Origin of the sequence: Magnetospirillum moscoviense (assembly GCF_001650635.1) — a bacterium.
GTDB lineage: Bacteria > Pseudomonadota > Alphaproteobacteria > Rhodospirillales > Magnetospirillaceae > Magnetospirillum > Magnetospirillum moscoviense.
This window is the reverse complement of record NZ_LWQU01000200.1, coordinates 1-10,371: the sequence shown is the minus strand read 5'-3', so window position 1 is coordinate 10,371 and position 10,371 is coordinate 1. Positions and strand designations below refer to the sequence as shown.

Below are 10,371 nucleotides of genomic sequence, written 5' to 3'. Positions count from 1 at the left end.
GTCCGTACCGCCTTGATTTCTATATCAGATTTGGCAGTCGCTGTCACGAAATCGCAGCACCATCTGGGAAATCCGGGGTCAAGTATCTCGGCCTGTTCGATGCTGACAAGAATGAAGAGCGCGTTCGGATCGAGGGCTTGGACGACATCTTCGCTCACGCCGACCGGTTGAAGTTAACGGCCGTCAGTTACGATGCGAAAGCGTCGTCTAAAGATTGACGCGGTGAACCGACCAGATTTCATCATTCACCGCCCACCATTCCTCATCCCCGCCCGCATTGCCGCCGCCAGCGCCACACGCCCCCAATCCAGCGCGCGATCGGCATCGTCCACCGCGTCTTCCGGCAGGGTGAAGAAGTTCATCGTCACGTCCTTGCCGGTCTTCGGATTGTGCCAGGTGAAGGCTTCCGATCCGGCCGCGCGGTAATCATCGGCGCTGTCCCCGTCGCCTTTCAGGTACAAAACCCCATCCAGAATGATCGCGAAGAACAGCTCGCCGCAATAAAGGCCGGCGCCGCCGAACATCCGGCGCATCCTGATCGGCCCCAGATCCGAGAACAATTCATGCGCCAGTCCGGCCGCCGCCTGGTCTTCTGACGACGGTCCCTTCGGCTTGCGGCTCATGGCACCACACGCCCATCCACCAGATGCAGGCGGCGGTCGGCGGTGGCGGCCAGTTCGGTATCGTGGGTGACCACGATGATGGTGCGGTTCTGGTCACGCGCCAGCCCGCGCAAGGTCTGGAACACCAGATGCGCCGAGGCGGTGTCCAGATTGCCGGTCGGTTCGTCGGCCAGGATCAGGGCCGGGTCGTTGGCCAGGGCGCGGGCGATGGCGGCGCGCTGGCGCTGGCCGCCCGACATCTGTTCCGGCAGCTTGGCGCGGTGCTCGGCCAGGCCAAGCCCCTCCAGCAGTTCGTCGGCGCGGGCGCGGATGGCTTTTTCCGGCATCGCGCCCAGCCGGCGCATCGGGATGGCGACGTTCTCGGCAGCCGAGAATTCCGGCAGCAGGAAATGGAACTGGAACACAAAGCCGATGCGGGCCAGGCGCAAATCTGCCAGTTGGTCGCCGTCCAGCCCCTCGGTAGCCAAGCCTTGCAGCCGCACCGTGCCGGAACTGGGCTTGTCCAACAGGCCCAGCAGATAGAGCAGCGACGACTTGCCCGATCCCGACGGCCCGGTGATGGCGATGAACTCGCCGGCCTGGACCGTCAAATCGATGCCCTCGACCAGGGTCACCGGCACCAGGCCGGGCAGGATGCGGGTCAGGCCGCGGGCCTCGATGGCCGGGCTCATGCCGCCCCCCTGACGATGTCGACCGGGTTCAGGCGGCTGGCGCGGCGGGCCGGCAGCCAGGCGGCGAAGGTCGAGGCGAAGATCGCCATGGCCCCGGACAGGACATAATGCTTGGGCGTGCGGTACAGCACGAAGCCCTGGGCGCGGACGAAGCCTTCCAGATTGAAGCGCAACGACGCCATGAACTCGACGATGGCATAGCCCAAGGCCCAGCCGATCAGCATGCCGACGATGCCGACGATCAGGCCTTCATAGACGAAGATGCGGCGGATGTCGGCGTCGCGGAATCCCATGCTTTTCAGGATGCCGATATCCTTGGTCTTCTCGAACACCACCGTCGAGATCACGTTGAAGATGCCGAAGCAGGCGACGATCACGATGGCGCCGACGGTCGAATACATGATGGCGTTCTGGATGACGAAGATCGACAGGATGTTCGATGATTGCTCTTGCCAGCTTTCGGTGCGCCAGCCGAAGCGAGTCTCGATGGCGCGGGCCAGATCGGCGGCCTGTTCGACATCGTCCAGGCGGATGCGGATGCGGTTGATGACGTTGGGGCGGTTTTGCAGCACCTGCGCCTTCTTCATCAGGACATAGGTGTCGTAATTGTCCATCAGCGTGATGCCGCTTCGGAAGATGCCGACCACCTTCATGCGCAGCAGCACGCCGGACGGCGCGATCACCGACACCATGTCGTCCATGCCGATGCCGGCCTTCAGCGCGATGCCCTCGCCGATGATGATGCCGTTGGCGGCGGTATAAAGGCTGTCCAGCGAGCCGGCGATCAGGTCGCGTTCCAGCTTGGTCACCAGCCGCTCGCGGTCCGGCACGATGCCGGTGACGTTGCCCGAGATGTCCTTGGCCCCGAAGCGCAGCAGGATCTGGCCGGCCAGGGTGGGGGCGAGGTGCAGGCCGGGCATTTGTTCCAGCGCGTCGATCAGGGCACGCGCGCCCCGAAGGCCCCGGACCTCGTCCTTGGGCTTGATGCCGCGCAGTCGCACGGCGGCGTCCGGGAAGGCGGCGAAGACCGGCTGGGGCGGCGGCGTGCGGAATTCGTCCTTGATGGTGATGTGGGGGGCGGCGTCGATGATGCGGTTGACGAAGTCGCGCTGGAAGCCCTGCATCATCGAGGCGATGCCGATGAAGAACGCCACCCCCAGCGAGACGCCGACCAGCGAGGTCAGGGTCTGGCGGCGGCGGTGCAGAAGGTGCCGCATGGCGATGGCCAGACCCAGGGGTGCCATGGGCTTACTCCACCTTGACGCGGTCGCCGGCCTTCAGGCCGGTCGGCGGCGCGGCGATCACGCTGTCGCCCTCGTTCAATCCGCCCAGAACCTCGACCCGGTCGCGGCCGCGAATGCCCAGGCGAGCGGTTTGCGGCTGGGCCCGGCCGTCCACCACCCGCCACACCGTGCCGTCGGCCGAGATGGCGGCGGCGGGGATCAGCAGGGCGTCGGTCTTCTCGGCGGTGATGATGTTGATCTCGGCGGTCATGCCGATCATCACGGGGGTGTCGTCGGGCAGGCGGACCCGGACCCGAAAGGTCTTGTTGATCGGGTCGCCCTTGGGGGTCAGGCGGTCGACCCGGCCGGTCAGGGCGGCATCGGGGAAGGCGTCGGCCTTGATCAACACCTTCTGGCCGGGCATCACCCGGGCGATGTCCTCTTCATCGACATCGGCGGTGATGCGCAAGGGGCGGGCCTCGCCGATCCAGAACAGGGTGGAATCGGTGCCGACCACCTCGCCCGGTTCGAAATCGCGGCGCAGCACCACGCCGTCGATGGGCGCGGCCACCACCAGGTCGGCGCGGCGCTGGCGGGCGGCGGCGATGGCGGCGGTGACCTGATTGTACTCGCTGGCGGCCTTCTGTTCGGCCTCGCGCGCCTTGATGCCCTTGTCGGCCAGGGTGCGGGCGCGGCCCATTTCCTCGCGCCAATAGGCGGCGCGGGCTTCCAGTTCCGCCACCTTGGCCGCCGCCTCGCGGTCGTCCAGGCGGGCCAGCTTCTGGCCCTGGGTGACCCGCTCGCCCTCGGTCACCAGCATCTCGGCGATGCGGCCGACGGTCAGCGGTCCGACCTTGGCCCAGCTTTCCGGTTCGACCGTGCCGGTGGCATAGACCGCCTCGATGGCCGGGCCGGGCCGGGCGGTGGCCAGCGCTACCTTGGCTGTGCCGTTTTGCAGGTAAAGCCATGCCGCCCCGGCGGCGATGACGGCCAAGACCAATAGTAGTCGAAGAATGGAAAACGGGCGGCGGATCATGATGTTTTCAGCATACACGAAAGGTTCTGGCGTGCCACGGTGACGGCGATTACCGCAGGGCGAAAATCGCCGCCAGCGCGGCGGCCAGGCCGGCGGCCAATGCGGCGGCGCCAAGGGGCAGGAGGGATTGTTTCGTTGCGTCCGCTTCGGGTTCGGCAGCGGGGATGATGTCGTCACCCTCGGGCTTGACCCGAGGCTCAACGGATGCCCGGGTCAAGCCCGGGCATGACGACGGAACGGGGGAAGGGGCGGGTGTCGCCGTCGGTACCGGTTCCGGCTTCTGCGGTGGCGGCGTGGGCTCGGGCAGCGGTTCGGGTGTCGGCGCTGTCGTGGGCGTCGGCGTCGGCTCTGGCGTCGGTTCCTGCGTCGGTTCGGGCACAGGCTCTGGCGGCGGGTTGGCGCGAATTTCCTGGATATAGGCGATCATCGCCATCGCCTCGGTGTGCGACACCCCGACCGGGCGGTACTGGTCCAAGGCCCGCTTATTGCCGGCCAGCTCGGCCAGACGCTCGTCGGTCAGCGCTTCCAGCGCGTCGCGAAAGTCGTCATCCATGGCGCCGACGATTTCCTCGATGCGCAGCATGGCCCCCTCCTACAGCCGCGACAGGACGAAATCGACCGTGTCCCAGGCGCGATGAAGCTGCGAATCCTCGATGCAATAAGGCGGCAGCAGGTACAAGACGTCGCCCAGGGGCCGCATCAGCACGCCGTTTTCCAGGAAGTCCTTCTTCAAGCGGGCGCTGACCGCCGAGCCATAGCCCTGGCCGGGCAGGGTGAAGGCGGCGATGGTGCCGCACACGCGCGGCTGGATCAGTTGCCGGTGGCGGGCCATCAGATCGGGCAGGCGTTGGCGGTGGATGTCCTCGATGGCCCGGATACGGCCCTGGCAGGCGGGTGCTTCCAGCAGGTCCAGCGAGGCCAGCCCGGCGGCGCAGCCCAGCGGATTGGCGGTATAGGAATGGCCGTGCAGGAAGGCCTTCAGGAGGTCGGGGCCCAGGAAGGCCTGATAGATCTCTTCGCGCGCGACCGTCAGCGACATCGGCAGGAAGCCGCCGGTCAATCCCTTGGACAGGCAGATCAGATCGGGGGTCACGCCGGCCTTGAGGCAGGCGAAATGGGCGCCGGTACGGCCGAACCCGGTCATCACCTCGTCGAAGATCAGCAAGGTGCCGGCGGCCTGGGCGCGGGCCGCTACCGCCTGCAGGAATTCGGGCCGGCACATCCGCATGCCGGCGGCGCCCTGGATCAGGGGCTCGATGATCAGGGCGGCGATTCGGTCGCGGTTTCGGTCGAAAATCTCGTCCAGCACGGCCAGGGCTTGGGCCTCGCGGGTGGCGGCATCGTCGCCGTCCCAGGTGGCGGGGAAGGGGGCCACCTCGACCGGGAACAGCATGTTCTCCCACGCGCCGAAGAAGCCCGACGAGCGCCCGGCCGACATGGCGCCGACGGTGTCGCCGTGATAGCCGCCGTCGAAGGCGACGAATACCCGGCGGTCGCTTCCCTGGTTGCTCCAGTACTGGCGGGCGATCTTCATCGCCACCTCGATGGCGGTCGAGCCGTCGTCGGAAAAGAACACCCGGTCCAGGTCGCCCGGCAGCAGCCGGCAAACGCGATCGGCCAGGCGGGCCGCCGGTTCGTGGGTGAAGTCGGCGAAGATCACCTGTTCCAGCCGCATGGCCTGTTCGGCGATGGCCGCCGCGATGGCCTCGTTGCCGTGGCCGTGCAGGTTGACCCACCAGCTGGACACCATGTCCAGATATTCGCGACCGTCGGCACCATAGATGGTCGCGCCCTTGGCCCCCAGCGCCAGGATCGGCGGCGGCGCGGTGGCGGCCTGGGTGAAGGGATGCCAGACATGGCGGGCGTCCAGCGCCCGCAATTGGTCATAGGACAGGGTGGTCATTCAGCTCTCGGGCATATGGAAGGCCGGCGGCGGCAAGCCGGCGATCACCTTGGCGGTGACGGCCAGCAGCGGCTGCAGCTCGGCCAGGATGGGGACGGCGCCGAATTGCTCGATGGCTTGGCGGTTGCCGGGATTTCTTTGGCCGTTCAGCACCACGCCCAGGATCGGAACCCGGCGGCGGCGCAGCAGATCCAGCGTCAGCAAGGTGTGGTTGATGGTGCCAAGCGCCGTGCGAGCCACCACGATGGCCGGCAATTTCAGGCGTTCCATCAGATCGACCATCAAGGCCAGCTCGTTCAGCGGCACCATCACGCCGCCGGCCCCTTCGACCACCAGCGGGCCGGGCACGGCGGGCGGGATCAACGCCGACAGGTCGATGCGGGCACCTTCGCGCCGCGCCGCCTCGTGCGGTGACAGCGGCGCCTTGAAGACATAGGCCGGCGGGTGGATGCGGGCGTCGGGGGCCAGTTGGGCGATTGTGTCGGAATCGCTGTCCTCGAGGGCACCGGTCTGGACCGGCTTCCAGTAATCGGCGCGCCAATGCTGCGCCAGCCAAGCCGACACCAGGGTCTTGCCGATGCCGGTGTCGGTGCCGGTGACGAAGACGCCCTTCATGGCCTACTCCCTCGACAGAACCGCATGGACCACATGGTAGCTCACTTCGGCCGGCGCACCCATGGCCTTGATCACCTTGCGTAAACTTCCGGGTGACAGCGGGCGATGGCCCTCGGCGGCGACGGTGGCGCCGATGGCCTTCAGGGCCGCCAGGAAGGCCTTGCCGTCAACATGGTTGACAGTGAAAACCTGCGAGGTCAGCCGACAGTCAGCCAGCATCGCCTGCAGGGCATCGAAGCTGGGGAAGGGGCCGACGCCGTCTTCCAGGCCCAGGCGGGCGTGGGCCGCCTGCCATTCCCGCAGCGAGCCGTGGGCCAGGGTGGAAAAGGCCAGCATGCCGCCGGGGCGCAGGCAGGCGGCCAGACGCTCGACCGCCTGGGGCAGATCAAGGAACCACTGCGCCGCCAGGTTCGAGACGATCAGGTCGGCGCTGGCCGGGGCGAGGTCGGGGTGTTCGCCGTCCATCACCCGATGTTCAGCGTCGGGGATGGCGGCGGCGGCGGCCTCGACCATGGCCGGAGACAGGTCGGTCAGCAGCCAGTTGCCGCCGATGGCCGGCTTGAGCAGGCGGGTCAGCAGGCCGGTGCCGCAGCCCACTTCCACCACATCCGGGGCGGCGGGCAGGGGCAAGGCGGCGACCAGATCGGCCAGATGGCGAGCGGCCCTCATTTGCGCCTCGGCCGCCTGATCATAGGTGGCGGCGGCCAGGGCGAAGGCGTCGGCAACCTTTCGCTTGCGGCTCATGGCGGCGTCGCTTTCATCCCAGCCCGGCGGCGAACAGGCGAATGCGCGACGCCACCCATTCCGGATGGGTCAAGGGCAGCAGATGGCCGGCTTCCTCGACCAGGGTCAGGCTTTCGGGCGGAAAGGAATCGCGGCTCATGGCATCGGGCACGATGGGATCGCGGGCGCCGGCCAGGGCCAGCAGCGGGCAATCCAGGCTGGCCAGTCGGGCGCGCTCGTCGCACGAGCCCAGCCAGGCCAAGGCCGGCCCCAAAGCGGGCGGGCGGATGGACGACAGGTCGGTGGCTTCGATGCCGCAGCGGGACAGGAACTCGGCGGTGACCTTGTCGGGCTCGCTTTCGAAGCGGGCATGCATGCGTTCGATCAGGCGCGGCGGCTGGCCGGCGATGAAATCCGGCGCCCGGGTGAAGCGGGCGAAGCCGTTGATGGACACCGCGCCGGCCCAGGGGCGCTCCAGGTTGGCCAGCGCCCAGGCGAAGCCCATGGAATGGCCGATCACCAGCGGATGATCGATGCGCGGCCGGAGCGGCGCGCCATAAAAGCCCAGATCGACGAAGCTTTTGGCGAAGTCGGGCAGGCGTTCGGCCACCGGCTGCCAGAACGAGGCGTCGAAGCCCCAGCCGTGGACGAAAACGACGGGTCTCAAGGGATGTCTCGCGCCGCTTGGATGGTGGCGTCGATCAGGCGCTCGATATCCTCGTCGCTATGGGTGGCCGACAGGGCGAAGCGGATGCGCGCGGTGCCGGTCGGCACGGTCGGCGGCCGGATGGCGATGCCCAGCAGGCCCTGCTGCTCCAGCCGGGCGGCGACCTTCAGGGTGCGGTCCTCGTCGCCCAGGATGACCGGGACGATCTGGGTGGTCGAGCCGGCGGTGTCCAGGTCGGCGGCGGCAAAGGCCCGGCGCACCTTGTCGGCCAGGGCGGCCAGGCGGGCGCGTTCGGCGCCCAGGGTCGGCACCAGGTCGATGGCGGCGTCGATGGCGCCCAGCACCGCCGGCGGCAGCGCCGTCGAATAGATCAGGCCCGAGGCGCGGTTGACCAACAGGTCCTTGACCGCCCGCGAGCTGGCGACATAGGCGCCGAAGCTGCCCATCGCCTTGGAAAAGGTGCCCATCGACACATCGACATGGGTGCCGACCGACAGGCCAAAGCCGTTGGTGCCCAGGATTCCGGTGGCATGCGCCTCGTCCAGATATAAGAAGGCGTCCCATTCCTCGGCCAGGGCCACCAGCCGATCGACGTCGGGGGCATCGCCATCCATGCTGAACACCGATTCGGTCACAATGAATCGCGGCCCCGGCTCACGCGCGCTGCGGGCCAGCAACTCGTCCAGATGGGTCATGTCGTTGTGGCGAAAGCGGGTCTGGCGGATGCCGGCCGACTGGCAGCCCATATGCAGGCTGGCATGGTTCAGCCGGTCGGCGAAGACCAGCGGCTCGGCCCCCCACAGCGCCTTGTCCAGCAGGGCCGGCAGCACCGAGGCGTTGCATTGCCAGCCCGAGGCCAGCACCAGGGCGGCCTCGACCCCCTTGGCGGCGGCGATCTTCTCCTCGATGGCGGCTAGCGCCGCGGTGTGGCCGGTCACCAGCCGCGAGGCGGTGGCACCGGCGCCATAACGCTCGGCCCATTGGCGGGCGCGCTCGATCAAGGCCGGATGGCGCGACAGGCCCAGATAATCGTTGGATGAGAAGTTGACCAGCTCGCGCCCGTCGATGCGGATGCGGCCGCCATCCATGGGTTCGACCGCGCGCAAAGATCGCAGCCGGCCGTCCTGGGCCAGGTCCGCCAGCACGCGGCCGATGGTTTCGTCGAGGTTCCTCATGGGGCGGTGTTCTAGCCCCATTTCGCGGATGTTGCAAAGCCGGTGTTCGCCGCACTATTGTTCGGCCCGCAAGCCGGGGCGATAGCCCTGATTCGACTAGGGTTTTTCGGGAGGTACGGCGGTAATGGCGCAAGCGGCGACGATGTTGAAGCCAGACGGCCTCAAGCACGATTGGGAGGTCGATGAGGTCGAGGCGCTGTATGCCCTGCCGTTCATGGACCTTTTGTACAAGGCCCACACCATCCACCGCGCCGAATTCGACCCCAACCGCATCCAGATCAGCCGGCTGCTGTCCATCAAGACCGGCGGCTGTCCCGAGGATTGTTCCTACTGTCCGCAATCGGCGCACTATGCCACCGGGCTGGAAAAGGAAAAGCTGCTGGCGGTGGAAGAGGTGATCGCCGCCGCCGCCAAGGCGAAAGAGGAGGGGGCGTCGCGTTTCTGTATGGGGGCGGCCTGGCGCGGCCCCAAGGGCGACGATTTCCAGGTGGCCTTGGCGATGATCGAGGGCGTCAAGGCGCTGGGCATGCAGACCTGCGCCAGCTTCGGCCTGTTGTCGCGCGAACAGGCCCGCCAGCTGAAGGAAGCCGGTCTCGACTATTATAACCACAATCTCGACACCAGCCCCGAGCATTACGAAGAGATCATCTCGACGCGGAACTTCCAGGACCGCCTCGATACCCTGGGCCATGTCCAGGATGCCGGCCTGCATGTCTGCTCGGGCGGCATCGTCGGCATGGGCGAGAAACAGAACGACCGCGCCAAGATGCTGATCGCCCTGGCCAACCTGCCCAAGCACCCGGATTCGGTGCCGATCAACCTGCTGATCCCGATTCCCGGCACGCCCCTGGCGGAAATCGAGCGGCCCGACCCGTTCGATTTCATCCGCACCATCGCGGTGGCCCGCATCATGATGCCCAAGTCGTTCGTCCGCCTGTCGGCCGGCCGCGAGGGCATGACCGAGGAGATGCAGGCCCTGTGCTTCTTCGCCGGCGCCAATTCGGTGTTCTGCGGCGAAAAGCTGCTGACCGCCAAGAACGCCGCCCCGGGGCAGGACAAAAGCCTGTTCGCCCGCCTGGGCCTGGCGCCGATGTGAAGTCCGGTGTGGGACACCGATGTAAAGTCCGGTGTGGGACACCGATGTAAAGTCCGGTTGCCAGATCGGGCAAAGCGGAGTAGGGTAACCATTCGTTCGCACCTGAACGTCGGCCACGCGCCGAATTCGACGGGTGTGGATCTCCAGAATGCGGCCGGCGACCGCCTCCCTTTCCCGATAACGGAAGGGTGATCCGACGCCACCGCCGCATTTCGGTGTAGTGACGCAAATTTGTAAAAAAGGCTGTTGACGCACCCCGGTTCGGGGCGTAGAAAGCGGCCTCCCCGACGGACCTGGTCCGGGAGGGGCGCCAAGCGAGGAAGTTGATCGGCTCGGCGGGATTGCAGCGAAGGAAACTTCGAAACGATCCGAAAAAAACGGTTGACGGAGGGTTTGCCCAAGGGTAGAAACCTCGCCTCCCGAGCGGCCTGAAAGGGCGGTTCGGATAACGCGGAGAGATCAACGAACTCCGCGGAATTGCTGGGACGGAAAGTTCTGGTGGTTCGAAAAAAAGGGGTTGACGGTGTGGCGGGCACCGAGATATAAGCCGGCCTCCCCTGAGGGGGACGGGTTCTGCGGCGGTGACGCGGCGGGGTCTGACGGAGGCGAAAGTCTCCACGCTCTTTGACAAGTGAAGAC

At 67.1% G+C, this 10,371-nt stretch carries 12 protein-coding genes; 2 read left to right on the top strand and 10 right to left on the bottom strand.

Annotation, left to right across the window (positions count from 1 at the left end; genetic code table 11):
• Positions 1–218, top strand: a 218-nt coding sequence (locus A6A05_RS21550) for a hypothetical protein (protein ID WP_216635828.1), incomplete at its 5' end; no start/stop codon positions are given.
• Positions 219–245: 27 nt separating this feature from the next.
• Here A6A05_RS21550 and A6A05_RS19085 read toward each other — a convergent pair.
• Genes A6A05_RS19085 through bioF form a run of 10 tightly spaced genes read right to left on the bottom strand, consistent with a single transcriptional unit; the run spans position 246 to position 8,636 of the window.
• Positions 246–623 (bottom strand): TfoX/Sxy family protein, encoded by a 378-nt coding sequence (locus A6A05_RS19085; protein WP_068504665.1) that lies wholly within the window; start codon positions 621–623, stop codon positions 246–248.
• Entirely contained in the window at positions 620–1,294 is a 675-nt protein-coding gene (locus A6A05_RS19080; protein WP_068504663.1) for an ABC transporter ATP-binding protein, read from the bottom strand. Before A6A05_RS19080 ends, A6A05_RS19085 begins: the two co-directional genes overlap by 4 nt.
• Complete coding sequence (locus A6A05_RS19075) at positions 1,291–2,538, bottom strand: ABC transporter permease (protein ID WP_068504661.1); 1,248 nt, start codon at positions 2,536–2,538, stop codon at positions 1,291–1,293. The genes A6A05_RS19080 and A6A05_RS19075 overlap by 4 nt, the downstream gene beginning before the upstream one ends.
• A gap of 4 nt (positions 2,539–2,542) precedes the next feature.
• On the bottom strand, positions 2,543–3,553 hold the full coding sequence (locus A6A05_RS19070) for an efflux RND transporter periplasmic adaptor subunit (RefSeq protein ID WP_068504667.1): 1,011 nt from the start codon (positions 3,551–3,553) through the stop codon (positions 2,543–2,545).
• A 49-nt stretch (positions 3,554–3,602) separates the two neighbouring features.
• Positions 3,603–4,136, bottom strand: a complete 534-nt coding sequence (locus A6A05_RS21105) for a hypothetical protein (protein WP_068504659.1) — start codon at positions 4,134–4,136, stop codon at positions 3,603–3,605.
• Positions 4,137–4,145: 9 nt separating this feature from the next.
• Entirely contained in the window at positions 4,146–5,456 is a 1,311-nt protein-coding gene (bioA, locus tag A6A05_RS19060) for an adenosylmethionine--8-amino-7-oxononanoate transaminase (RefSeq protein ID WP_068504657.1), read from the bottom strand.
• Positions 5,457–6,071, bottom strand: coding sequence for a dethiobiotin synthase (gene bioD / locus A6A05_RS19055; RefSeq protein WP_068504655.1), 615 nt, complete (start codon positions 6,069–6,071; stop codon positions 5,457–5,459).
• Between the two features lie 3 nt (positions 6,072–6,074).
• A complete protein-coding gene (locus A6A05_RS19050; RefSeq protein WP_068504653.1) occupies positions 6,075–6,815 on the bottom strand; it encodes a methyltransferase domain-containing protein in 741 nt (246 codons plus the stop codon).
• Between the two features lie 13 nt (positions 6,816–6,828).
• Positions 6,829–7,461: an alpha/beta fold hydrolase gene (locus tag A6A05_RS19045; RefSeq protein ID WP_068504651.1), complete on the bottom strand. Its 633-nt coding sequence runs from the start codon at positions 7,459–7,461 to the stop codon at positions 6,829–6,831.
• On the bottom strand, positions 7,458–8,636 hold the full coding sequence (gene bioF / locus A6A05_RS19040; protein ID WP_068504649.1) for an 8-amino-7-oxononanoate synthase: 1,179 nt from the start codon (positions 8,634–8,636) through the stop codon (positions 7,458–7,460). Before bioF ends, A6A05_RS19045 begins: the two co-directional genes overlap by 4 nt.
• Positions 8,637–8,778: 142 nt before the next feature.
• On the opposite strand from bioF, the gene bioB reads away from it, so the two are divergent.
• Positions 8,779–9,732, top strand: a complete 954-nt coding sequence (gene bioB / locus A6A05_RS19035; RefSeq protein WP_068504646.1) for a biotin synthase BioB — start codon at positions 8,779–8,781, stop codon at positions 9,730–9,732.
• The last annotated feature ends 639 nt before the right edge of the window (positions 9,733–10,371 follow it).